The organism is Pantoea sp. NPDC088449 (assembly GCF_044753225.1).
GTDB classification, from domain to species: Bacteria; Pseudomonadota; Gammaproteobacteria; order Enterobacterales; family Enterobacteriaceae; genus Pantoea; species Pantoea floridensis.
Genome location: NZ_JBIVMT010000001.1, coordinates 989,170 through 1,012,364, shown reverse-complemented (window position 1 = coordinate 1,012,364; position 23,195 = coordinate 989,170). Strand labels below are relative to the sequence as shown.

Genomic DNA, 23,195 nt, shown 5'->3' with positions numbered 1-23,195 from the left:
ATGTTGGCTCCCCTCATCGATGACAAACAGAAAATCACGCTGATTGAAGATAGCGGTGTGCAGTTTCTTGATTTCGGTTTGCGTTTGCCTGCGCTACAGGCACGCCGTCAGTTTGTGCGTCAAACGGCCAACGGCCCGCTGCTGCGCCTGAACGTTGACGGTAACAGCGGTAAGTTTCTGCTCTATCCGGAAGATGGCGGACCGGCAGAAGTGGTGCGTCCGGAATCGGATATCGCACTGGCCGATTCGCTGGCGCTGCTGGCCCATCAATGGCTGCCGCTGCCGGTGCTACGCTGCAACAGCGGACGCCGTTTTATTGGTGGACCGGATAACTGGGCGCGGCTGCATCTGGCGCCGCTCAGCCAGCCCGACGGCGCAGGCAACACCCATCGCATCACCCTTGCGTTCGATACACGTATCGTACCGGAACAGGATGGTGGCGAGCAGCACGGTTTAAGTAAAGCCGATGCGCAGAACGGCGTCAGTTTCGCCCTTGCGTGGCATAACTATGAGCTGGGCGAATTCCTCGATCATACCTGGGTGGATGGCTGGCTGCGTGAAACCTTTACTCAGCAAGTACATGCGCAAGAGTCACGTCGTGAGCAGGAAGTGAATCAGGCACTGCGTGAATTCGAGTATCAGGCGCACTACCTCAACCTGTTGGAACTGCTCGGTGAACAGCTAGATTTGGCGGAGATCACCCTGCATGCCGCGTCACACCAAACGCCGGCGGTGAATGTCGATATCATTCTGGATGTGGGCAACTCGCACACCTGCGGCATTCTGGTGGAAGACCACGCCGAAGAGAGCAACGGCCTGCGCCAAACCTATGAACTGCAGCTGCGCGATCTTTCCGAACCGCATCAGGTCTATAACGAACTGTTCGAAAGCCGCCTGGAGTTTGCCGAAACGAAGTTCGGCAAATCTAACTTCTCGCTGGAAAGCGGGCGTGAAAACGCCTTTATGTGGCCATCGCTGACGCGCGTGGGACGAGAAGCCAGCCGCCTGGCGCTGCTGCGCGCGGGCACCGAAGGCAGTACCGGTTTATCCAGCCCACGCCGCTATTTGTGGGATGAAGCACGTTATCTGCCGGGCTGGCGATTCAACGCCAACGGCAGCAGCGATGAACCACAGGCCACCGCACTGCCGTTCACTCTCTTGATCAATGATGAAGGTCAACCGCTGCACGCGCTGGCAGAAGATGACCGCTTGCCGGTGTTCTCCGCCAGCTACAGCCGTAGCTCGCTGATGACCTTTATGCTGTGCGAACTGCTGGCGCAGGCGATGATGCAGATGAACAGCGTAGCGCAGCGTCAGCGGATGCCACAAAGCCAGGCGCCACGCCAGCTGCGTCATGTGATTCTGACGCTGCCTTCCGCCATGCCGAAACCCGAGCGGGAAATTTTCCGTCGTCGCATGCAGGAAGCCATCGCGCTGGTGTGGAAAGCGGAAGGCTGGCATCCGGCTGAAGACGATTTCTCCGCCGCCAGCCAGACGAAAAGCCTGCGCCCGGTGCCCGATGTGCAAATGGAGTGGGATGAAGCCACCTGCGGTCAAATGGTATGGTTGTTCAACGAAACCCAGGTCAACTTTGCCGGTCGCGCCGAAGATTTCTTCAGTAGCATGGCGCGCCCGGATCGTCCGCGTGAAGCCGATGAACTGCCGGGCAAAAGCCTGCGCATCGCCTCCATCGATATTGGCGGCGGCACCACTGACCTGGCGATTACCCAATATCGCCTCGACGATGGCCAGGGCAACAACGTCAAAATTACCCCGCGCTTATTGTTCCGCGAAGGTTTTAAAGTCGCGGGCGATGACATTCTGCTGGATGTGATTCAACTGTGGATTCTGCCGGCGTTGCAGCAGAGTTTGCAGAAAGCCGGCTTAACGCTGGCCGAACCGCTGATGAACAAATTGTTCGGCCACGACAGCCGCATGGATGGTCAGGCCACGCTGCGTCAGCAGGTGACGCTGCAGCTGTTTATTCCGCTGGCGCAGGCGGTGCTTGAGCGTTATGAAAACTGGGATCCGCTCGACAGCCACAGCGAAATCAATGCGCTGTTTGGCGAGCTGGTACCGCAAAAACCGGCAAGCGCGGTGCTGGCGTTTGTGAATGGCGAAATTCAGCGCACGCTCGGTGGCGACAGCCGTTTCGATCTGCTCGACGTGCCGCTGGTGGTCAGCATGGCGCAGCTGCACGGCGAATTCCTGCAACATCGTATGGCCATCATCCCAGCGCTGCGCGCCATGTGTGAAGTGGTGTCGCTTTATCAGTGCGATGTGCTGTTACTCACCGGTCGTCCGTCGCGCTTCCCCGGCATTCAGGCGCTGGTGCGCCATCTGCAGCCGCTGCCGGGCAGCCGTATTTTGTCGCTGGAGGGCTATCACACCAGCGATTGGTATCCGTTTAACAAACAGGGCCGCATTGATAACCCGAAATCAACCGCGGCGGTGGGCGCGATGCTGTGCCTGCTGGCGCTCGATCTGCGCCTGAGCAGTTTCTGGTTCCGCGCGGGTGACTTCGAACCTTACTCCACCATCCGCTATCTTGGCGTACTGGATGAAACGAGCGCGCTGAGCGACGATAACCTGTGCTACAGCGAGATCGATCTCGACCGCAGCGACTTCGCGCTGGATCGCAAAAGCAGCTTCCGCATCCGCGGCAATGTCTGCCTCGGCTTCCGTCAGCTGGAGAACGATCGCTGGCCGGCGTCACCGCTCTATAGTTTAAGCATTGTCGATCCGACGCTGGCGCGTCAGGTTGCCGGAGAGAGCGTGCTGCGCATTAAACTGGCGGTGCAGCCAGGACCGGATAATTTTGGCCCGGAGCGCTTAGTATTGAGCGATGCCCGTATGGATGACGGCACGCGCGTGCCGCTGGAACAACTGAGCCTCAAACTGAACACGCTTTCTGCCACCGGCAACGCGAATGCGCAATATTGGATCGACAGCGGGAGCGTCTGCAAACGATGAGAACTGCCAAAAAAGCCTCGCCGGTTACGCCAGCGAAACGTCTGAGCCTGATGCAGGAAACGCTGGATGGCGCGCTGAACTGGGTGGAAACCCATCAGGCACACGCGCCGCGGCTGGCATTGGAAGCCGAAACGCTGACGCTGCAGCTGCGTCGCGCACGCGTCGAAAGTCATGCGCTGGCGCGTCAGCTGGCGCGCCCGGTGACGCTGGCGCTGTTTGGCCAATCTCAGGCGGGCAAAGCCTGGCTGCTGAGTGAAATGGTTGGGGACGCGCAAGGTCAACTGATTGCGCGTCTTGGCGACAAGACCCTCAATTATTTCCAGAACATTAATCCCGGCAACGTCGATTTTGCCATCGCTACCCGCTTCAGCCACCAACGTGAAACCCAATCCAACGCCTGGCCGCTGGAGATGACGCTGCTGAGCGAAGTGGAGCTGATTCGTTTGATGCTGGCCTGCGCCAAAACCGAAGAGCAGCCCGATACGCCGCAGATTGACGCCGCACTGCAGCGCTTGCAGCGTCATCGTCAGGACGACGTACAGCCCGGCCTGGACAGCGATGCGCTGATCACGCTGTGGGGGTGGAGCCGTCGCCACCATCGTCATGCAGAAGTATTGGATCGTCACTTCTGGCCGCAGGCGATTGCGCTGGCGCCGTGGCTGAGCGTTGACGATCGCGTACAGCTGTTTGCGCTGCTGTGGCCGGGCCAAAACGCGCTGAATGAAAGCCTGCGTAGCCTGATGCATTTGCGCCATCAGCTGCGTCACGCGCCGCGCGTGTTAGCGCCGCTCAGCCTGCTGGTAGACGAGGCCGCGCTGCCTGCAGAAAAACTGATCGGCAACGACGCCGACTGGCAGGAGATGATCGAAGTTTGCCCGATCGTCGCCAATCGCGTAGGTAAAGCACAGTATGTCCCGCTGGGTTTACTGGCGCTGCTGACGCTGGAAATCGCCCTGCCGCTCAGCTCGACGCCGCGCCAGGCATTGTATGATGACGCCGATATGCTGGAGCTGCCTGCGCCGGGCACGCCTGCCGATCGCACACAGCAGGACGAACTGGCGCAGTTACGCCAACGCGATCCCCTGCGCGCCACCCTGCTGGAGCAAAAACGTGCGCTGTTGCCCGGTTTGTACGCCGCGCGTCAAGGCATTGACCTGATGCTGATCTGCACCGCCGCCAGCCAGCGTCAGGACACCGATGTTGCTGCCAGCGCGCTGCGTGAATGGCACATGCATCAAACCGTAGCCGCCAGCGGTGAGAAGCCGCGCCTGATTTGGGCGATTACCCCGCATGACGCGCGTTATCAGCAGCAGCAGATTAACGTTGACGAAGCGGTACAACGGCAAATTGGCCAGCCGGGGCAAAGCTGGGGATCGATGCTGGCACTCGATCGCGCCGGGGTCGATCGCATGGGCAGCTGGCTGCAGGATGAAATGCAGCCGGAAGCACGACGCGATCGCCTCGCGCTCCAGCTCAGCGCGCTGCAGCAAAAACTGGTGGAACGCCTGCAGCCGTGGACGGAATCCAGCGCGACGCCAGAGCAGGCAGCGCGCAAACAGGCGATCTCCGATACGTTGCTGAAATGTTTGCAACATCGCACCGGTTTGCACGGTGAACTGCTGGAGCGTTTGCAGCCTTCGCGTGAAGCGGTGCGTCAACTGTGGCTGAGCCAAAGCAGCAGCAATCATAGCCAACACAGCGCCAAAACCGCCGCCGCCGAGCAGAGCTATTTCGGCATCGGTTTCGAGTTTGATCTGTTTAAAGACGAACCGGTGACGGCGGCTGAGCCGCGCAGTTCCGGTGGCCAGCGCGATCAGCAATTCCCGCAGCAGGTGTTTGCGCTGTGGCTGGAGCATTTGCGTCAGCTGCCGGAGAGCCGCAGCCTGCTGGCGCTGCTGAATGTCGATAAGCCCACGCTGGAGCTGCTGGTGGAAGAGCTGATCACCGCCAGCTTCCGCCTCAAGGTACTGAGCAAACTGCAAAGCACGCTTAACGAACCGGATGCGCAAGCCAGCGCACATGAAGCGCGCACCGATCGACAGGTGTCCCGCGCGATGACGGTACTGGGTGACTTTGTGGCGTGGCTAGGCTTTTTACAGCGTCCGGAAAGTGAACGTCCGGAAAGCCGCGTCAATCGTGGTCAGACGATTTTTGCTCGTCCGCCTGCGCCAAGCGTCAGTTTCTCGCCGGGGCAGCGTTTAACGCGTCTTTCGGCCGCTCCCGCCAATCATACGGCATACTACATCTATGACTGGCTGGTGGGGTTAAACTCGGTGATCGTCGAGAACAATGGCTACACCGGCGGCGGCGATCTGCCGGCCAATGCGCGTCAGATGTTAGCAATTTTGCTGCTGCCGCTGCACGCCTGATTTACCCTTTTCGTACCAGGCGCAGCTCGCCGGCCAATTGCTGCTGCGCCTCTTCCAACAATGCCAGTACGGGCGCGAACTCTGCACTTACGCTGGCATCCTCCGCATGTTGCAAAACGAGCGTTGCAGGCAGCGCCATGCCGCCGGTCAGCCAATCCCACAGCGCATCAAGGTTGTTGCCAAAATCATCTGCAGCCGCACTTTGCTGCACCAGCGCGCGGTAAAACGCCTGGCGATCCGGCAAGGTTTGAAAATCAAAATGGAGCGTCAACATGTTTAAGGCACCGGTTTGAAGCTGCGATAGTGATCGGTGGTGAGGAAGATCAGCCCATCCGATGAGTAAAGCAGACGATCGGCATCGCGGTGGCCGCAATCGTAATTCACATCGGCTTCATACCATTGCCTGCCCGCCTGCATCGGCAACCTTTTTTCACGGTTGCTAAAGCGATCGCCACCAATAGCGCGGCCCGGCAACACCTCACACAAATCGCCCTTGCCCGGGTTCCAACCCTGACGACGCGCCTCATTTTTGGTGAGGTAAAGATCGGGTAATCGATGGTGCTGCTGCACCCAACGCGCCACGGTGTTGGCATCGGTGAGCTGAGAAATGTCGGGGTGACTGTTCGCCCATTTGTCGGACAAATGCGGTTTTAGCCCAAGCCACAGCGCGGCCAGGATCAGAATTAAGGCAATCCAGAGTTTCTTTGACATGGTGACATCCTGAATGACAGGACGCAGATAATAGCAGATTTAAAACGGAGAAAAACGCGGGCCAGCATCGCTGGCCCTGGCGGGGGTATTACTGCATCGCGCTGGCGGATGGCGCAGCGTGACGGCGCCATGCTCCCGGCGCTACGCCATATTGGCGCTTGAAGCTGCGGTTAAACGACTGCTGCGAGTCGAAACCGAGTGAGATTGCCACGTTGAGAATCGGCTCATTGCTGGTGGTTAGCCTATCTGCCGATTTTTTCAGTTTTTTGTTACGGATGTATTCACCCAGCGGATAGCCGGTGTGCTCTTTGAACATACGCTGCAGGTGCCACTTCGAATAGCCCGCGCGCCCCGCTACGGTGTCCAGATCCAGACGTGCTTCAATGTTGTTATCAATCCAGTCGATCAGATCGTGAATAAATGCGTCGCTCATCATCCCATTCTCTCCCGTCGCCTTTGCGAACAGTATCAGTATCAGTTGCAATTACACTTTAAGGGTGACTGATGATGGCATTTAATGCAAGTTTTATTATTGCATTAAATGCCGCACTGCGCGTAGGGGCTTTGATCGCTTTGCAACTCAATGATCAAAACCGCACATAAAGTGTATCAGATATTCTTGCAGATGCAGTTTGCACAAGCCTACACTCGTCGCGTTTTAATGCAATCTTTAAAGTTGCAGATTTTTCGTACGTCTCCTTTCTTTTTCACCAACGCGGAATAACAACAATGCATCTGCAAACAAATGGGGTTCGTCGGGCAGTAAGCCTGTCAGGAGTGATGTTGCTGGGAAGCCTGCTGGCCGGTTGCGATCGCGGAGTGGCGCAAAACGCCCCGCCGCCGCCGCCCGAAGTGAGTGTCGCGCAGGTGGTTGAGCAAAAAGTCAGCCAATGGGATAGCTTCAACGGCCGTTTCGAAGCGGTGCAGAGCGTGCAGCTGCGTCCGCGCGTTTCCGGCTATATCGATCAGGTTAATTATCGCGAAGGCGATGAAGTGAAGAAAGGCCAGGTCCTGTTTACCATCGACGATCGCACCTATCGCGCTACGCTGGAGCAGGCGCAGGCCGAGCTGGCAAATGCGCGTAGCCAGGCGGCGCTGGCACGCAGTGAATCGGCACGTACCGATAAGCTGATCGGCACCAATGTGGTGTCACGCGAAGAGTGGGAACAGCGTCGTTCTGCGGCGAATCAGGCGCAGGCCAACGTGCTGTCGGCACAAGCCGCAGTCGATATGGCGCAGTTGAACCTTGATTTCACCCGCGTAACCGCACCGATTGAGGGCCGCGCCAGCCGCGCGATGATCACCACCGGTAACCTCGTCACCGCGGGCGACAGCGCCAGCGTGCTGACCACGCTGGTGTCGCAGGATCGCATGTATGTCTACTTTGATGTCGATGAAGCCACCTATCTGCACTATCAGGCGATGGCGCGTAAAGGCGAAAATCGCGGATCGCTGCCGGTTGAGGTGGCGCTGACCGGTGAAGAGGGTTATCCGCATCGCGGTACCGTGGATTTCCTCGATAACCAGCTCACCGCCAGCACCGGTACCATCCGCATGCGCGCCTCGCTGGACAACCAGCAGCGTCAGTTCACGCCGGGCCTGTTTGCGCGCGTGCGCTTGCCGGGCAGCGCTGATTTCACCGCGCTGTTGATTGACGATAAAGCCGTGCTGACCGATCAGGATCGTAAGTACGTTTATGTGGTCGATGCGCAGGGCAAAGCCCAGCGCCGCGATATTCAGGCCGGTGATTTAGCCAATGGTCTGCGCATTGTGCAGCAGGGCCTCAAGCCCGGCGACAAGGTGATCGTTAACGGCTTGCAGAAAGTCTTTATGCCTGGCATGCCGGTGACCGCCCAACCGGTGGCGATGCGCTCCGCTCAATAACCTTCGAGACTGCCTTTTATGGATTTCTCCCGCTTTTTTATCGACCGACCGATCTTCGCCGCGGTGCTGTCGATCTTGATCTTTACCACCGGACTGATCGCCATTCCGCTGCTGCCGATCAGTGAATATCCCAACGTGGTGCCACCCAGCGTGCAGGTGCGCGCCGAGTACCCGGGCGCTAACCCCAAAGTGATTGCAGATTCCGTGGCGACGCCGTTGGAAGAGGCCATCAACGGGGTGGAAAACATGATGTACATGAAGTCGGTGGCCGGTTCCGATGGCGTGCTGGTCACGACCGTGACCTTCCGTCCAGGCACCGATCCGGATCAGGCGCAGGTGCAGGTGCAGAACCGCGTAGCGCAGGCCGAAGCGCGTCTGCCGGAAGAGGTGCGCCAACTTGGCCTCACCACGCAGAAGATGTCGCCGACGCTGACGCTGGTGGTGCACATGTTCTCGCCGCACGGCAAGTACGATTCGCTCTATCTGCGTAACTACGCCACCCTGAAAGTGAAGGATGAGCTGGCGCGCCTGCCGGGCGTTGGTCAGATTCAGATCTTCGGTGCCGGTGAATACGCGATGCGCGTATGGCTCGATCCCAACAAAGTGGCGGCGCGAGGCTTAACCGCTTCCGACGTGGTTAGCGCGATGCAGGAGCAGAACGTGCAGGTCTCTGCCGGTCAGCTTGGTGCGGAGCCGCTGAAGAAGCAAAGTGATTTCCTGCTGTCGATCAACACCCAAGGTCGTCTTGAGAGCGAGGAGCAGTTCGGCAATATCATTCTGAAAACCGCCGACGACGGCACGCTGGTACGCCTGCGTGACGTGGCGCGTATCGAGATGGGTTCCGGTAGCTATGCGTTGCGTTCGCAGCTGAATAACAAAGATGCGGTCGGCATTGGTATTTTCCAGGCGCCGGGTGCCAACGCCATCGACTTGTCCAACGCGGTGCGCGACAAAATGGCCGAGCTGGCCACCCGCTTCCCGGACGATGTGCAGTGGGCCGCGCCTTACGATCCCACCGTATTCGTGCGTGATTCGATCCGCGCTGTAGTGCAGACATTGTTTGAAGCGATTGTGCTGGTGGTGCTGGTGGTAATTCTGTTCCTGCAAACCTGGCGCGCCTCGATCATTCCCCTGCTGGCCGTGCCGGTTTCGGTGGTCGGCACCTTCAGCATCCTCTACCTGCTGGGCTTCTCGCTCAATACCTTGAGTTTGTTTGGCCTGGTGTTGGCGATCGGTATCGTGGTGGATGACGCCATCGTGGTGGTAGAGAACGTTGAACGAAATATCGAACAAGGTTTGTCACCCACCGCGGCGGCGCATCAGGCGATGCGCGAAGTATCAGGACCGATTATCGCCATCGCGCTGGTGCTGTGTGCGGTATTCGTACCGATGGCCTTCCTGTCGGGCGTGACCGGTCAGTTCTACAAGCAGTTTGCTGTGACCATCGCCATTTCCACGGTGATCTCGGCGATTAACTCGCTGACGCTCTCTCCGGCGCTGGCGGCGCTGCTGCTGAAACCGCATAACGCCGCGAAAGATATGCCGACGCGCATTATTGATCGCCTGCTCGGCTGGCTGTTCCGTCCGTTCAACCGCTTCTTCCAGCGCAGTTCAGATGGCTATGAATCACTGGTGGGCAAAACGCTGCGTCGGCGCGGCGCGGTGTTTGGCGTTTACGTGCTGCTGCTGGCCGGTGCGGGCTTTATGTTCCATACCGTGCCTGGCGGCTTTATTCCGACGCAGGATAAGTTGTATTTGATTGGCGGCGTGAAAATGCCGGAAGGTTCTTCGCTGGCGCGTACCGATGAAGTGATTCGCAAGATGAGCGAAATCGGCATGAATACCGAAGGCGTGGCCTATTCGGTCGCTTTCCCCGGTCTGAATGCGTTGCAGTTTACCAACACGCCAAATACCGGCACGGTGTTCTTCGGCCTGAAGCCATTCAACGAGCGTAAGCGTAGCGCGGCGGAAATTAACGCGGAGATCAACGCCAAGATAGCCAAAATTCAGCAAGGCTTTGGCTTCTCAATTATGCCACCGCCGATTTTGGGTCTGGGACAAGGTTCTGGCTATTCGCTCTACGTGCAGGATCGTGCTGGACTGGGTTATGGGGCGCTGCAAACCGCCATCAATACCATGACGGGCGCAGTGCTGCAGACGCCGGGCATGATGTTCCCGATTTCCTCCTATCAGGCCAACGTGCCGCAATTGGATGTGCAGGTGGATCGTGACAAAGCCAAAGCGCAAGGCGTGTCGTTGACCGAGCTGTTCAGTACGCTGCAAACCTATTTGGGATCGTCGTACGTTAACGACTTCAATAAGTTTGGACGTACCTGGCGCGTGATGGCGCAGGCGGACGGTGATTTCCGTGATAGCGTGCAGGACATTGGTAATCTGCGTACCCGTAACGATCGTGGCGAGATGGTGCCGATTGGCAGCATGGTCAATATCACCACCACTTACGGCCCCGATCCGGTGATCCGCTACAACGGCTATCCGGCGGCGGACCTGATTGGTGATGCCGATCCGCGCGTACTCTCTTCAGCGCAGGCGATGCAAAAGCTGGAAGAGATGTCCACGCAAGTGCTGCCGAACGGGATGAATATCGAGTGGACCGATCTGAGCTATCAGCAATCAACGCAGGGCAACACCGCGCTGATTGTGTTCCCGGTGGCGGTACTGTTGGCCTTCCTCGTGCTGGCGGCGCTGTATGAAAGCTGGACGCTGCCGCTCGCGGTAATTCTGATCGTGCCGGTGACCATGCTCTCCGCGCTGGTCGGCGTGTGGCTGACCGGCGGCGATAACAACGTGTTTGTGCAGGTTGGCTTGGTGGTATTGATGGGGCTGGCATGTAAGAACGCGATTCTTATCGTCGAATTTGCGCGCGAATTGGAGATGCAGGGCAAGAGCATTGTCGATGCGGCGCTGGAAGCCTGTCGTCTGCGTTTGCGCCCCATCGTCATGACTTCAATCGCCTTTATCGCCGGTACTATTCCGCTGATTCTGGGCGAAGGCGCGGGTGCGGAAGTGCGCGGCGTGACCGGAATTACGGTGTTCTCAGGGATGCTGGGCGTCACGCTGTTTGGTCTGTTCCTGACGCCGGTGTTCTACGTGACGCTGCGTAAGCTGGTGACGCGCAAGCAGCCACAAGCGGAAGTGCAGACGGCGTAAACGTTAAGTGTGAGATGAACAATCCGGGCCAAGGTGCCCGGATTTTTTATGGCTGGAGTTCGGCGAAAAAAAAGGTCGCCATGAATAGCGACCCTACGGGATTGGTGCGGTTTTAGCGACCTTTCTTACACAGGTCGGCGAGTTCGAGGTTGGGCAGCTCTTCACAATTGCTGGTGTCGTTATGCTTCAGCTCGGCCAGCGCATCCGCCACGGTGCGGGTTTCCAGCACTTTCAACGAGGCTTCTTCAGCCTCTTCAGCAATCGATTTGAAGTACCAACACAAGTTGGCGCTCACCAGGCAACGTGGAGCGACGTCCGGACGTGAGGCCCAGAGCTTTTTGTCCTCTATCACAGAGGTGTAGATGTCACGCAGCGTGATTTCAGCAGCCGGACGGCCCAAATGAATGGAGCCGGTGCGGCCAAGCGTTGAGACGATGATGCCATCTCGCGTGAGCGGAACCATCAGTTTCCGAATGAAACTGGGATTCGCTTCAAGACCATACGCCAAAATGGCACTGGTCGAGCGTTTACCCAATTGCTCCGCCATCGCTACGCTCAAAACCATCTGCAAAGCTGTCGGGAAGCGGTAATCAAGCATTTCTATATCCTGAGTTGCGGTTATCTTGTTGTTTTTATGCCGCGACAGTGAGTAATCAATGAGCAATAAATATAACAAACACTGTTGCTTTTTAGAAGGGCCAAATAGTACGGCATGTGGTTATAACGCATGCCGGAGCGTCATTAAATAACCTTTATTATCAATAAAATAAATCAATATCAGACGCTTATTCCGCCTCAATTATCAGATGATGATAAAGGCATAAAATGCAAACTTGATCTCACTTACCGCACTATCAGTTCATCCTGTCCAGCGTTATCCGTTCTCAACTCCTCTACCAAACTTCATTCAAGACAAGGTGTTTCTATAGAAGAAACAATCCAATTATTTTTCTTTGTAAATTAAGCACCTATGCTCTTTGACCAAAAGTGCTATTTGTGATGTTGATCACGATCAATATCGAGCAAATCGCCAATCGATTTAATGCTGTCAGACGAAGGCCGTTAGCGACATTTTTCAGCGAAAATTAAGTTCTGATGAAAAAATAAATTTCCCCGCTAGGCGAACGTTAAACACACCGTTCTTTCAGCATAAAAATCATGGAAATACAGAATGAAAAACTCATTGAAATTCGCTGTTATCGTTATCGCTGTTGCCACTTCATTTAGCACTTTTGCCGATGAACAAATTAATGTTGTCGCAGGCGATCATCGCGCGTCAAATATTGAGCAATATGCTGAACAGATGGGCCATTTAGAGCGCATGGGCAATGCTGTATCAGATGCCGCAAGTAAATCTATTAGCCAGGCGTATGTAAAAAACGATCCTACTGGCACACCTTTAGCAGCGGGTTCTATCAACGTCAGTGCGGGCAGCCTGCCAGCGAACACACCGGTTAACGTGCAAACGAATGATGGGAAAATAACCACTGTTGCGGCTTCGACTCTCTCTCCCGCGGTACAGGTTTCTGTTCCACATGTTGATGCCATCATCAACAGCCCGTCATTGAAAGGTGGACAACAAAGCCACGACCATGGACATACGCACAATGGTGGCCAGGGCAATGGTGAAAGCAACGCAGCGAACACTAACAGCGCACACGGCATGGGTGGGGCAAACCACATTGGCGGCGGCGCTGCACAATCAGGTAGCCAGAACGTCGGTCATTGGTGAGGCCATCACTCCTGATATGAAGCGTAAATTTAGAACCATTGAAAAAAGCATTAAGGCCGAACACCTGCAGCGTGGACAACGACTCATTGCGCATGAAGGTTTCACTCATCTGATTGATGGACTGGAGTGGGACGACAAAAATCAGGTTATTTCAGTGATAGTCGAAGGGCAGCGCTGGAAATATCGCTATTGGAACATCGTCTCTATTCAAATTCAGGAAGAAGAGGATACGTCAGAAAGGAATGCGCTATGACAGCAAAAATATCTGTTGCCAAAGCCGCTGCGGTTGTTGTCCTTGCGCTGCTCATTTTGCTGGGGATCGTGCAGATGACATATTTACGCCATCTGCCGCATGGCAGCGATCTGTTCAACGCCGCACTGCTGGTTGCGCTGGTGAATGCCTTTCTCATGTGGAAATTCGCGACGGCGAGCAATTGCTGGACGCTCTATTCCTGCGCGACATTTTTCATTGTAATGATGATTATTGGCCTTTGTTTTATGGCATATGGCGAAAATATCACCGGATTGTCTTTTTTTACCGTCACCGGTATCGCAAAGCTGGTCTTCATAACTATCGGCAATCTGGTGGTTTGGGGGGCTCTGCTGACCCCGTTCCGTCTGAGCCGCCGTGCGACAGCATTGGCAGCGGCCAGATCGAAATTTTGATTTATATTTTCTCCTGCACTGCCAGGCTGGCGCGCGGGAGTTTTTGCTTTAATAGCACCACCAACAACACGTTACACAGCGCCAGCAGGCACAGTAACCACAGCGTGGCATTGGCACCAAGATGCTGGAAGACGTAGCCACCCACCAGCGGGGTTAAAGCCTGGCCGATCAACGCCGGGCGGGCCATCCGCCCTACCACTATCGCGTAAGCTTCGGGTTTCACCATTACCAGCGGCAAGGTTCCACGCACGATGGCACGTAAACCGTTGCCGGCGCCGTATAACACCATACTCAGCACGGCAAACTGCGGATAACACGCTAGCAGCAATAAGCCGAGCGCCACTAAGCCTACCGAGAAAAAAGTGGTCCAGATGGGATGACCACGCTTAAACGCGATATCGACAATACGCGAGCCAACCTGACACGGCCCCAGAATGGCGCTGATGGCTAAAGCCGACGTCAACGTGTGTCCGCTGGCTTGCAGCAACGCGATCAGCTGCACGGAGATGGCTGTCATGATCACTGAAGCGAGGGTGAATATGCTGCACAGCAGCCAGAACAGCGTTGAAGATAATTCGGTGCCATCAGCTGAGGTTTTGGGCTTTGCCGTAGAAATTTTAGGTTCTGGCGCGGGCAGCGCATAAAAATACGCAGGCAACACCAGCAGGCACAACATTCCCGCAAGGGTAAAACAGGCGCCGCGCCAATCCAGCCAGTGAATTAGCAGTGCAATGCCTGGCCACACAAGGGTGGTGCAGAAACCGGAAATCAGCGTGATGCCCGTGATAGCACCGCGCGCCTGGCCGCCATACAGCGTTCCAAGAGTGGCAAACAGCGCATCATAAAGGCCCATCGCCATACCGATACCGATGACCAGCCAGGCAAAAAGGAACAGCAACAGGTTATGGCTTAGGCCCATAATGATCAGCCCCAGCGCCATCACCGCCCCACTCCCGGCGAGCAATAGACGTCCATAGGAACGGGAAATCAGACGGCCACTTAAGGGTGCCAGCAAACCGGAAACCAACATGCCGAGTGATAACGCACCATAAACCCATTGTTGCGACCAGCCGGTCTCCGCCACGATAGGATTGGCCATTACCGCCATTAAATAGAAAGAACCGCCCCAGGAAAGAATTTGAACTAATCCCAGCGTAATGATAGCGGGAACAGGGGGCTTTGGCTGAGAGGTCACGACAGTTTTCCGTTAGCAGGCAAAGCATTGTTATAACACGCTAATCCTGGCGGAAAAATCCCGACCTTTCCTGTTCAGCAAAATTGTGCGCCCTTCTGGCAGATTGGCACCAGAGCGAGTATGCTTAATAGTATGTTGTAACTATAACGAGGTTTTTATGGCGCGCTATGATTTGGTGAGCGATTTACATGAATGTGTGAACGCATTGGAACGGGGTTTAAATGCTTTACGCCAGCAAGTTGAGCAGCAACCGTTGCTGATCGCCCGCGTGTTTAGCCTGCCGGAAATTGAAAAAGGCCGCGAAAATGATGAAATTGAACGCATTGCAGTGACGCAACATTTAGGTAAAACCGCGCGCGACATGGCGCTGGCCCACTACTGCCGCCTGTTTATGCAGCATCAATCGGAAAAACTCAGTACGAAAGCCGCCGTGCGCTTGCCGGGTGCGATCTGTATTCAGGCCGACGGTGATATCCACGATCGCATCACCCAACAGGTGGCAGAAATCAATGCCCTCAAACTGCGGCTGGAACAGTTAATTACCGTCGAATCCGGCTTACCAAGCGAGGCGCGCTTTGAGTTTGTCCACCAGCATCTGCGCGGCCTGATTACTCTCAACGCTTACCGCAGCGTGACGCTACTCAATTCGCCGGATAGCCTGCGTTTCGGCTGGGCGAATAAAAACATTATCAAAAATGTCACGCGGGATGCGGTGGTCGAACAGCTGGAACGCAGCCTGAGGGCCAATCGTGCCCAGGCACCGTGGACGCGGGAACAATGGGCGGAGAAAGTTCAGCAAGAACTGGAGGCGCTTCTCGCGTTACCGGTTGGTGCCAAACTGAAAATCAAACGCCCGGTAAAAGTACAGCCGATTGCTCGCGTATGGCGCGGCAGCGTTAAAAAGCAGGTCCAGCTTGCCTGCCCCTCTCCCCTGCTGGTGCTGTGTCGCGATAAAACCCAGGTGCCCATTTTGGGGGAACTGCTGAACTATGATGCGGAAAATGTCGCGTATCGCCACAAACCGTTGGCTCAGCCGCTACACCTGATCATTCCGCGCCTGCATTTATGGAGCGACAGGTTGGCTTAAAAAAAGATCAAAATGCGTGCATCCAATTCACCACATTCTCTCGTATATCCAGATGTGAGCAACTTCTTCGCTCCCTTCTAAGAGGATTTATGATGAAAAAGCTAATGAGCATTGCAGTCGTATCCGGCACATTACTGTTCACCGCGGGCGCATTTGCCGCCATGGACAATGGCTCGGTGATGGTGGGCGGAGCCGCGATGTACCCGCAAAAAAACATCGTCGAAAATGCGCTTAATTCCAAAGATCACACCACCCTGGTGGCGGCAGTCAAAGCTGCTGGCCTGGTAGAAACCCTCGAAGGCAAAGGGCCGTTTACCGTCTTTGCGCCAACCAATGCGGCTTTCGCTAAACTGCCTGCCGGCACCGTTGATAATTTGGTCAAGCCGGAGAACAAAGCCAAACTGACCGCGATCCTCACTTATCATGTGGTGGCCGGTAAATACGACATGCAAGCGCTGGAGAAGAAAATTAAGCAAGGTGGCGGACATGCTGAGCTGAAAACCGTAAACGGCCAGCCGCTGTGGATCATGAACAATGGCCCGCACAACATTCAGCTGAAAGATGGTCAGGGCAATGTGGCAAATATCAGCACTTATGACGTCAATCAGAAAAATGGCGTAATCGATGTGATTGATACCGTATTGATGCCTAAGTAATTGCCTATACTCGGATTGGGCGTTTTAGCCAACCGGGATAAATATGGACGCAAAGCTGACTGAACGGCTAGAGACATTATTGCCGGCGATCGCTAAGGGCGATCGCCGCGCTTTTGAGCAGCTTTATCGACTCACTTCACCGCACCTTTACGCCCTCGCCTTACGGATGTTGCGCCAGCAAGGTTGGGCTGAAGAGGTGCTGCATGACTGTTATCTCACCATTTGGAACCGCGCAGCATCTTATGATAGTGCCCTTAGCGCCCCAATGACGTGGATGACGCACATTGTACGCAATCGTTGTATTGACGGTTTGCGAAGTGGACAAGCGCGCGCGGCACTGGCCACCGAGGTATTTAATGATGAGCTACAGATCGCCGAAGAACAGGATCGCAATAACTGGCACGATCCGGCGCAAGCCGATCGCCTGCGACACTGCATTAGCCACCTGAGCAGCGAACAGCAGCAAAGCATCACGCTCGCCTATTATCAGGGGATGTCACACAGTGATATTGCCGCCTGGCTGCAGCAGCCGGTTGGCTCGGTAAAAAGCTGGATCCGCCGCGCGCTGGAGCATCTGCGGGAGTGTGTGGGCCTATGAACGATAGACAACAACGTGATGATGCGTTAGCCGCGGAATATGCGCTGGGGACATTAAGCGGCCTTGCGCGTTTGCGCTTCGCGAGAAGGCTGCACACTGAGCCGGAACTCGCGGCTAGCGTGGCGCGCTGGCAGACCTTGCTGGCAGGGCTCGATAGTCAGCTCGCGCCCATCACTCCGCCAGAAAAAGTGTGGAAAAAGATTACGCTCAGCTTGCCTGAGAAACCTGTGGTGCCGGCTAAACGCTCCTACGCTGGTTGGATGGTGGCCGCCAGTATTGCGGCGATTGCATTGATCGTTCAGCTTGTTTTGCAGCCCGCAACGCTCTCGCCATTAACCGTGTTGAGCGACACACAGCATCGTGAACAATGGGTGGTAAGTGCTGATAACAAACTTAAGCAACTGAGTTTGACGCCGCTGCATCCGATCGCGGTCGCCTCCAGCAATAGCCTTGAACTGTGGCTGATTCCGACCGGCAAAGCGCCGATTTCGCTGGGCTTGCTCAACAGCAATACTGCCACCGCCATTGCGCTAAACGATCGCGAACTTACGGGCACGGGCATCATTGCCATCAGCCTGGAGCCGCAGGGCGGATCGCCTACCGGTCAGCCAACCGGACCGGTGTTGTACAGCGGGCAGCTGTAGCATAAAAAAAGGCCGTTCAGATGAACGGCCTTCATTACGGTTAGCGGCAGATTACTGCTTCATGCTGCCAACCATCTCTTCCGGACGCACCCACTCATCAAACTGCTCTTCGGTCAGATAACCCAATTTCAGCGCCGAGCCTTTCAGCGTCAGACCTTCTTTGTGGGCTTTCTTCGCGATTTCCGCCGCTTTATCGTAGCCGATATGCGTATTCAGCGCGGTAACCAGCATCAGCGATTCGTTTAGCAGCTGATCGATGCGCTCACGTACCGGCTCAATACCCACCGCGCAGTGGTGGTTAAAGCTGTCCATGCCGTCGGCCAGCAGGCGTACTGATTGCAGGAAGTTGTGGATCACCATCGGGCGGAAGACATTCAACTCAAAGTTGCCGGATGCGCCGCCAATGTTCACCGCCACATCGTTACCCATCACCTGGCAACACAGCATGGTGAGCGCTTCGCACTGCGTCGGGTTCACTTTTCCGGGCATGATCGAGCTGCCTGGCTCGTTTTCCGGGATCGCCAGTTCACCGATGCCGCAACGTGGACCAGAGGCCAGCCAGCGCACGTCATTGGCAATTTTCATCAGTGAGGCCGCTAAGCCTTTCAGCGCGCCGTGCGCATGCACCAGCGCATCGCAGGTTGCCAGCGCTTCAAACTTGTTTGGCGCGGTCACAAACGGCTGTTTGGTCAGATCGGCCAGCGCTTTTGCCACGCGCACCGCGTACTCCGGATGGGTGTTCAGGCCAGTGCCGACGGCGGTACCGCCCAGCGCCAGCTCCGCCACGTGCGGAATGCTGTTTTCGATGTGCTTAAGATTGTGCTCCAGCATCGCCACCCAGCCGGAGATCTCCTGACCGAGCGTTAGCGGTGTCGCATCCTGCAGGTGGGTACGACCAATCTTAACGATATCTTTGAACGCGTCTGATTTCTCACTCAGCGTCTTTTTCAACACGTGAATCTGCGGAATCAGCTGCTCCCGCACGGCAATGACCGCGGCCACGTGCATGGCGGTGGGGAACACATCATTGGAGCTTTGGCTTTTATTCACGTCATCATTCGGATGCACCAGACGCGACATGCCACGCTCGCCGCCGAGAATTTCACTGGCGCGGTTGGCCAGCACTTCGTTCATGTTCATGTTGGTTTGCGTGCCGGAGCCGGTTTGCCAAATCGCCAGCGGGAATTCGTCGCTGTGCTTATCAGCCAGCACTTCGTCGGCGGCTTTGAGAATCGCCTGAGCACGATCGGCCGGTAGCAAGCCGAGATCTTGGTTAACCTGCGCGGCGGCACGCTTGGTCAGCGCCAGCGCGTGCACCAATGCCACCGGCATTTTCTCGGTTGAGATTTTGAAATGTTCCAGCGAACGCTGGGTTTGTGCGCCCCACAACTTATCTGCCGGTACTTCGATCGGTCCCATTGAGTCTTTTTCAATGCGATTGGCTGCCATGACTACGTCTCCTTAGCTCAGATTTTGAGGTTTCCGCTCCCAACGCCTTCCCGCGGCGCTGCAGAACGAGCAAGATTGTCACATACAAGAATTTAACATTATGCGAGCCTATCGCGTTTATTGCACATGTTCGTGTATTTTCTATGGCACTTTCTGCTTTAATAAGCCTATTTACTTACGGTTATTAAGGGTAAACGATGCAAAAATTGAACAATTCGCTGCAAAATTACGCTTGGGGCAGCAAAACTGCGCTGACTGAACTTTACGGCATTGAGAATCCGCAGGGATTGCCGATGGCGGAACTGTGGATGGGTGCGCACCCGAAAAGTCCGTCAACCGTGGAGATCAATGGTGAAGCGCGTTCGCTGCGTGAGGTGATTGATGCCGATAAGCCAGCGACGCTGGGCAAAGCGGTCGCTGAACGATTTGGCGAGCTGCCCTTCCTGTTTAAAGTGCTGTGCGCCGATCAGCCGCTGTCAATTCAGGTCCATCCCAGCAAAGCCGCCGCTGAAGAAGGTTTTGCGCGTGAAAATGCGGCAGGTATTCCGCTCAGCGCCGCCGAACGCAATTATAAAGATGCCAATCATAAGCCGGAGCTGGTGTATGCGCTGACCTCCTTCCAGGCGATGAACGGCTTCCGCGAGCTGCATGAGATTGTCTCGCTGCTTGAACCGGTAGCCGGCGCGCATCCGCAAATCGCGCACTTCCTGGAAAATGCCAACGAAGCCAATCTGGCCAAACTGTTCGCCACGCTGTTGTCCTTGCAGGATGAGGCGAAATCGCGCGCGATTGGCGTATTGAAATCCGCGCTGAATGCCCGTGAAGGCGAACCATGGCAAACCATTAAAGCGATTGCCGTCGATTATCCGGACGATAGCGGGCTGTTTTCCCCGCTGTTGCTCAATGTCATCACGCTGCAACCAGGCGAAGCGATGTTCCTGTTCGCTGAAACGCCGCACGCCTATCTGAAAGGCGTGGCGCTGGAAGTGATGGCGAACTCTGATAACGTATTACGTGCCGGTTTAACGCCGAAGTTCATCGATATCCCGGAGCTGCTGGCCAATCTGAAATTCCAGGCAAAACCGGCCGCCACGCTGCTGACCCAACCCCAGCGTGACGGCGACACGCTGAACTTCCCGATCCCGGTTGACGATTTTGCCTTTGCCATTCATGCACTTTCTGCCACCCCCCAATCGCTGGCGCAAAACAGCGCGGCGGTGCTGTTCTGCATTGAAGGCCAGGCGGTGATTGAGAAGTCCGGTCAACAGCTGGTGCTAAAACCCGGTGAATCCTGCTTTATCACCGCTGAAGAGTCGCCGGTGAGCGCCGCGGGCACCGGACGTCTGGCGCGCGTGTTTAATACGCTGAACTGATCCGGCTGACGCTTCCAGCATTAACTGCTATTCTTTCAAACTATTAATTTAAAACGCCTGCGGGCGTTTTTCTTCACCCGTCGCGCACCGACCAGCGGCGTGCGGACGCAAGGATAAGGACGACACAGCGATGAAAAAGACCCAGGTTGCCGTAGGTGTGATTGTGGCGCTCGGCGTGATTTGGACTGGCGCTTCATGGTTTACCGGTAAACAGCTTGAAAGCCACATGGATGAAATGTTGCAGAATGCCAACGCGCAGCTGAATGCCTATGCGCCTAACAGCCGCTTAACGCTGAGCTATCAGGATTATCAGCGCGGCGTGTTCAGCAGCAAAACGAAACTGGTGGTGCAGGCCAGTTCACAAACCAATGACAATCCGCTGTTGAAGCCAGGTCAAAGCATCGTGCTAAACGAGACTATCGATCACGGCCCTTTCCCGTTCGCACAGCTGAAGCGCGGCAGCCTGATCCCAAGCATGGCGTCAGTGCATACCGAGCTGGAAAACACCGATGCGGTGAAGAAGTTATTTGAACTGACGAACGGTAAATCACTGGTTAACGCGGATACCCGCGTGGGTTACAGCGGAGCCACCGACACCGATCTCAACCTGTTAGCCGTGGATTACAATAATGCGCAAACCGGCGATCGTCTGGCGACCAACGGCGGCACGCTCAACATCAGCGCCGACAGCAAAGGCGATAAAGTCAGCCTTGACGGCGATTTCTCCAGCATTGCGGTAACCAGTAAAAATCAGGTCGACATGCCGGTGCTATTCACACTGAATGGCCTGAAACTGAGCGGTGATACCCATCTCAGCCCGGAAGGCGTGCGCGTAGGCGATCAATCGGTTTCCCTCGATAAACTGAATGCCAGCATCAACGGCCAGGAAGGTCTCTCGCTGGAGAAGCTGAAAACCACCTCTTCCTTTGATAATAAAGACGGCAAGATTGGCGGCAAGCTGGACGTCAACGTTGACAAAATCACCCTGCAGAAGCAGCCGTTTGGTGAAGCCAAACTGGCGATGACGTTCGCGCAATTCGATGCGCAGGCCGTGAAAGCCTTCTCCGACACCTACAATGCCCAGATGCAGGATCTGCTGAGCCAGCCGGGCGTAGCGGAAGATCCGATTCGCTATCAGGCCAGCGTGCAAACTATCCTGCGTAACAACCTGCCCACGCTGTTAAAAGGCTCGCCAACGTTAAGCATTGCGCCGCTGAGCTGGAAAAATGACAAGGGCGAAAGCAGCTTCACTCTGAACCTGGGCTTTAACGATCCGGCTACCGTGACCGGTGAAGCGCAAAGTTTGGGGGCCGCAGTGGATCGCGTGCTGAAAACCCTCGACGGCAAGCTGACGGTTAATATGCCAATGGCGACCGAAACCATGCGTCACGTTGGTTTGGCGGAAGGCTATCAGGGCGACGATGCGCAGAAATTGGCGGACCAGCAGGTGAAAGGTTTAGCGGCGATGGGCCAGATGTTCCGCCTGACGCAGCAGCAGGATGACAACATCGTTACCAGCCTGCAGTACGGCAACGGTCAGGTGACGATGAATGGCGATAAGATGACGCTTGAGCAGTTCCTGTCACGCTATATGCTGGGTGCGCCAACCAGCGAAGGTATGCCGGAGTAATCATTCGTGGGCGGTCGACCGGCCGCCCTTACGCTTCCCCGCGCACCAGCTGGGGCGGCACGATCAAACTTTGTATTTCCGCTTCCGGCTGTGCCAGTCGCTGCATCATTCGTTCGGCCGCTCGCCTTCCCACGTCCCGCGCTTCGCTGCTGACAAAGGTCATGGTGGGATCGTGCAGCTCGCGCTGCGGATCGTCGTTGAATCCAACCAACGCCAGCTGCTGTGTGTAATAACTGTCTACCGCCCCTTCGCCAAACGTTCGCCCACAGCGCAGTGCACCAAAATAGCAGCCGAGCGCGGTGCTGCCGTTGTGCGCCAGAATCGCCGTGATGCCCGGATGTTGCCGTAATAACTCAAGCGTCAACGCCGAGACGCTTTGCTGACGATCGTCGCACTCAATAATCCAGTCAGATCGAAAAGGTAAGCCGTACTGCAGCAAGGTGGCACAATAGCCACCAATGCGTTCAGCGCGCGTCAATGACGAACCTAATCCGCCCATCCAGGCGATGCGTTGATGTCCCTGTCGAATCAGATATTCGGTGGCCATGCGCGCGGCCTGGCTGTTGTCGGGACGTAATGAATCGACATTGTCCAGACTGCTGGCGCGCGCGGCGCAGACTAAAGCAATGCTCTGCTCCTGCGCTAACGGTACCAGCGTTTCCGCCTGTGCTACCGCACCGCCGAGCACAATACCCTCCGCACCCTGCGCCACCAGCGTATCAAAGCACCGTTTAAGGTGCTGCCCATGCTGACCGCTTTGCGTTAGCACCAGCACTTTGCCCTGTTGCTCTAGCACTTCGCTGAGTCCAGCGGTCATCGCCGCATAAAACGGTTGGCTGAGATCGCGCACAATCAAGCCGATCACGCCGCTTTCACCACCGCGCAAAATGGATGCCGAGCGATTGCGGACGTAGCCGAGCTGTTCAATCGCCTGGTTGACGCGTGTGGCTGTGGCGGGTGAGATGCGCCCTTTTCCGGAGAGCACCAATGACACGGTTGAGACCGAAACCCCGGCGACCAATGCCACGTCATGAATAGTGGTTTTCTGCTGGGACAT

At 56.0% G+C, this 23,195-nt stretch carries 20 protein-coding genes; 13 read left to right on the top strand and 7 right to left on the bottom strand.

Annotated elements, in window-relative coordinates; genetic code table 11:
• Together ACIP6T_RS04850 and ACIP6T_RS04845 are read left to right on the top strand one after the other, a co-directional pair.
• Positions 1 to 2,973: a virulence factor SrfB gene (locus ACIP6T_RS04850; protein ID WP_400455666.1), complete on the top strand. Its 2,973-nt coding sequence runs from the start codon at positions 1 to 3 to the stop codon at positions 2,971 to 2,973.
• On the top strand, positions 2,970 to 5,342 hold the full coding sequence (locus ACIP6T_RS04845) for a virulence factor SrfC family protein (RefSeq protein WP_400455663.1): 2,373 nt from the start codon (positions 2,970 to 2,972) through the stop codon (positions 5,340 to 5,342). Before ACIP6T_RS04850 ends, ACIP6T_RS04845 begins: the two co-directional genes overlap by 4 nt.
• A 1-nt stretch (position 5,343) precedes the next feature.
• On the opposite strand, the gene ACIP6T_RS04840 is transcribed toward ACIP6T_RS04845, so the two are convergent.
• From ACIP6T_RS04840 to ACIP6T_RS04830, 3 genes are all read right to left on the bottom strand, one after another.
• On the bottom strand, positions 5,344 to 5,616 hold the full coding sequence (locus ACIP6T_RS04840) for a barstar family protein (RefSeq protein WP_400455661.1): 273 nt from the start codon (positions 5,614 to 5,616) through the stop codon (positions 5,344 to 5,346).
• A gap of 2 nt (positions 5,617 to 5,618) precedes the next feature.
• On the bottom strand, positions 5,619 to 6,053 hold the full coding sequence (locus ACIP6T_RS04835; RefSeq protein ID WP_097094035.1) for a ribonuclease domain-containing protein: 435 nt from the start codon (positions 6,051 to 6,053) through the stop codon (positions 5,619 to 5,621).
• 88 nt (positions 6,054 to 6,141) lie between these two features.
• Positions 6,142 to 6,489, bottom strand: coding sequence for a helix-turn-helix domain-containing protein (locus ACIP6T_RS04830; protein WP_097094036.1), 348 nt, complete (start codon positions 6,487 to 6,489; stop codon positions 6,142 to 6,144).
• A gap of 293 nt (positions 6,490 to 6,782) precedes the next feature.
• On the opposite strand from ACIP6T_RS04830, the gene ACIP6T_RS04825 reads away from it, so the two are divergent.
• Both ACIP6T_RS04825 and oqxB read left to right on the top strand, forming a co-directional pair.
• Positions 6,783 to 7,937 (top strand): efflux RND transporter periplasmic adaptor subunit, encoded by a 1,155-nt coding sequence (locus ACIP6T_RS04825; protein ID WP_097094037.1) that lies wholly within the window; start codon positions 6,783 to 6,785, stop codon positions 7,935 to 7,937.
• A gap of 18 nt (positions 7,938 to 7,955) precedes the next feature.
• Complete coding sequence (gene oqxB / locus ACIP6T_RS04820; RefSeq protein ID WP_097094038.1) at positions 7,956 to 11,108, top strand: multidrug efflux RND transporter permease subunit OqxB; 3,153 nt, start codon at positions 7,956 to 7,958, stop codon at positions 11,106 to 11,108.
• A gap of 112 nt (positions 11,109 to 11,220) precedes the next feature.
• Here the strand turns inward: oqxB and ACIP6T_RS04815 are convergent, their stop codons facing one another.
• Positions 11,221 to 11,706, bottom strand: a complete 486-nt coding sequence (locus ACIP6T_RS04815; protein WP_400455658.1) for an RrF2 family transcriptional regulator — start codon at positions 11,704 to 11,706, stop codon at positions 11,221 to 11,223.
• Between the two features lie 573 nt (positions 11,707 to 12,279).
• On the opposite strand from ACIP6T_RS04815, the gene ACIP6T_RS04810 reads away from it, so the two are divergent.
• The 3 genes from ACIP6T_RS04810 to ACIP6T_RS04800 are packed head-to-tail and all read left to right on the top strand — an operon-like array spanning position 12,280 to position 13,506.
• The gene (locus tag ACIP6T_RS04810; protein WP_400455655.1) at positions 12,280 to 12,840 is read left to right on the top strand and encodes a hypothetical protein; all 561 of its coding nucleotides are present in this window, start codon (positions 12,280 to 12,282) and stop codon (positions 12,838 to 12,840) included.
• The gene (locus tag ACIP6T_RS04805) at positions 12,791 to 13,093 is read left to right on the top strand and encodes a hypothetical protein (RefSeq protein ID WP_400455653.1); all 303 of its coding nucleotides are present in this window, start codon (positions 12,791 to 12,793) and stop codon (positions 13,091 to 13,093) included. Before ACIP6T_RS04810 ends, ACIP6T_RS04805 begins: the two co-directional genes overlap by 50 nt.
• Positions 13,090 to 13,506 (top strand): hypothetical protein, encoded by a 417-nt coding sequence (locus ACIP6T_RS04800; RefSeq protein ID WP_400455651.1) that lies wholly within the window; start codon positions 13,090 to 13,092, stop codon positions 13,504 to 13,506. The genes ACIP6T_RS04805 and ACIP6T_RS04800 overlap by 4 nt, the downstream gene beginning before the upstream one ends.
• A 1-nt stretch (position 13,507) precedes the next feature.
• Here the strand turns inward: ACIP6T_RS04800 and ACIP6T_RS04795 are convergent, their stop codons facing one another.
• Positions 13,508 to 14,701, bottom strand: coding sequence for an MFS transporter (locus tag ACIP6T_RS04795; RefSeq protein ID WP_345826780.1), 1,194 nt, complete (start codon positions 14,699 to 14,701; stop codon positions 13,508 to 13,510).
• Positions 14,702 to 14,858: 157 nt separating this feature from the next.
• Between ACIP6T_RS04795 and tus the strand changes: the two genes are divergently transcribed.
• The 4 genes from tus to ACIP6T_RS04775 all read left to right on the top strand — a co-directional run bounded on the left by tus (position 14,859) and on the right by ACIP6T_RS04775 (position 17,686).
• On the top strand, positions 14,859 to 15,788 hold the full coding sequence (tus, locus tag ACIP6T_RS04790; RefSeq protein ID WP_400455649.1) for a DNA replication terminus site-binding protein: 930 nt from the start codon (positions 14,859 to 14,861) through the stop codon (positions 15,786 to 15,788).
• A gap of 92 nt (positions 15,789 to 15,880) precedes the next feature.
• Positions 15,881 to 16,444: a fasciclin domain-containing protein gene (locus ACIP6T_RS04785; RefSeq protein WP_097094044.1), complete on the top strand. Its 564-nt coding sequence runs from the start codon at positions 15,881 to 15,883 to the stop codon at positions 16,442 to 16,444.
• Between the two features lie 43 nt (positions 16,445 to 16,487).
• Positions 16,488 to 17,042, top strand: a complete 555-nt coding sequence (locus ACIP6T_RS04780) for a sigma-70 family RNA polymerase sigma factor (protein WP_400455647.1) — start codon at positions 16,488 to 16,490, stop codon at positions 17,040 to 17,042.
• Positions 17,039 to 17,686 (top strand): anti-sigma factor domain-containing protein, encoded by a 648-nt coding sequence (locus tag ACIP6T_RS04775; protein ID WP_400455645.1) that lies wholly within the window; start codon positions 17,039 to 17,041, stop codon positions 17,684 to 17,686. The genes ACIP6T_RS04780 and ACIP6T_RS04775 overlap by 4 nt, the downstream gene beginning before the upstream one ends.
• Before the next feature lie 51 nt (positions 17,687 to 17,737).
• On the opposite strand, the gene fumC is transcribed toward ACIP6T_RS04775, so the two are convergent.
• Positions 17,738 to 19,135, bottom strand: coding sequence for a class II fumarate hydratase (fumC, locus tag ACIP6T_RS04770; protein WP_061720144.1), 1,398 nt, complete (start codon positions 19,133 to 19,135; stop codon positions 17,738 to 17,740).
• A 197-nt stretch (positions 19,136 to 19,332) separates the two neighbouring features.
• Here fumC and manA point away from each other — a divergent pair, with 197 nt between their 5' ends.
• Both manA and ACIP6T_RS04760 read left to right on the top strand, forming a co-directional pair.
• Complete coding sequence (gene manA / locus ACIP6T_RS04765; protein ID WP_400455642.1) at positions 19,333 to 20,508, top strand: mannose-6-phosphate isomerase; 1,176 nt, start codon at positions 19,333 to 19,335, stop codon at positions 20,506 to 20,508.
• Positions 20,509 to 20,638: 130 nt separating this feature from the next.
• Entirely contained in the window at positions 20,639 to 22,138 is a 1,500-nt protein-coding gene (locus ACIP6T_RS04760; RefSeq protein ID WP_400455639.1) for a YdgA family protein, read from the top strand.
• Between the two features lie 28 nt (positions 22,139 to 22,166).
• On the opposite strand, the gene malI is transcribed toward ACIP6T_RS04760, so the two are convergent.
• Positions 22,167 to 23,195 carry a Mal regulon transcriptional regulator MalI gene (gene malI / locus ACIP6T_RS04755; RefSeq protein ID WP_097094050.1) on the bottom strand — a complete coding sequence of 343 codons (1,029 nt, stop codon included), beginning with the start codon at positions 23,193 to 23,195 and terminating at the stop codon, positions 22,167 to 22,169.

Excerpts from the sequence above, each read along its gene's own strand:
- ACIP6T_RS04835 (WP_097094035.1), bottom strand. The coding sequence starts at position 6,053 with ATGTCAAAGAAACTCTGGATTGCCTTAATTCTGATCCTGGCCGCGCTG.
- manA (WP_400455642.1), top strand. The coding sequence starts at position 19,333 with ATGCAAAAATTGAACAATTCGCTGCAAAATTACGCTTGGGGCAGCAAA.
- ACIP6T_RS04850 (WP_400455666.1), top strand. The coding sequence starts at position 1 with ATGTTGGCTCCCCTCATCGATGACAAACAGAAAATCACGCTGATTGAA.
- ACIP6T_RS04780 (WP_400455647.1), top strand. The coding sequence starts at position 16,488 with ATGGACGCAAAGCTGACTGAACGGCTAGAGACATTATTGCCGGCGATC.
- ACIP6T_RS04845 (WP_400455663.1), top strand. The coding sequence starts at position 2,970 with ATGAGAACTGCCAAAAAAGCCTCGCCGGTTACGCCAGCGAAACGTCTG.
- malI (WP_097094050.1), bottom strand. The coding sequence starts at position 23,195 with ATGTCCCAGCAGAAAACCACTATTCATGACGTGGCATTGGTCGCCGGG.
- tus (WP_400455649.1), top strand. The coding sequence starts at position 14,859 with ATGGCGCGCTATGATTTGGTGAGCGATTTACATGAATGTGTGAACGCA.
- ACIP6T_RS04830 (WP_097094036.1), bottom strand. The coding sequence starts at position 6,489 with ATGATGAGCGACGCATTTATTCACGATCTGATCGACTGGATTGATAAC.
- ACIP6T_RS04760 (WP_400455639.1), top strand. The coding sequence starts at position 20,639 with ATGAAAAAGACCCAGGTTGCCGTAGGTGTGATTGTGGCGCTCGGCGTG.
- ACIP6T_RS04800 (WP_400455651.1), top strand. The coding sequence starts at position 13,090 with ATGACAGCAAAAATATCTGTTGCCAAAGCCGCTGCGGTTGTTGTCCTT.
- ACIP6T_RS04775 (WP_400455645.1), top strand. The coding sequence starts at position 17,039 with ATGAACGATAGACAACAACGTGATGATGCGTTAGCCGCGGAATATGCG.
- ACIP6T_RS04810 (WP_400455655.1), top strand. The coding sequence starts at position 12,280 with ATGAAAAACTCATTGAAATTCGCTGTTATCGTTATCGCTGTTGCCACT.
- ACIP6T_RS04815 (WP_400455658.1), bottom strand. The coding sequence starts at position 11,706 with ATGCTTGATTACCGCTTCCCGACAGCTTTGCAGATGGTTTTGAGCGTA.
- ACIP6T_RS04825 (WP_097094037.1), top strand. The coding sequence starts at position 6,783 with ATGCATCTGCAAACAAATGGGGTTCGTCGGGCAGTAAGCCTGTCAGGA.
- fumC (WP_061720144.1), bottom strand. The coding sequence starts at position 19,135 with ATGGCAGCCAATCGCATTGAAAAAGACTCAATGGGACCGATCGAAGTA.
- ACIP6T_RS04785 (WP_097094044.1), top strand. The coding sequence starts at position 15,881 with ATGAAAAAGCTAATGAGCATTGCAGTCGTATCCGGCACATTACTGTTC.
- ACIP6T_RS04840 (WP_400455661.1), bottom strand. The coding sequence starts at position 5,616 with ATGTTGACGCTCCATTTTGATTTTCAAACCTTGCCGGATCGCCAGGCG.
- oqxB (WP_097094038.1), top strand. The coding sequence starts at position 7,956 with ATGGATTTCTCCCGCTTTTTTATCGACCGACCGATCTTCGCCGCGGTG.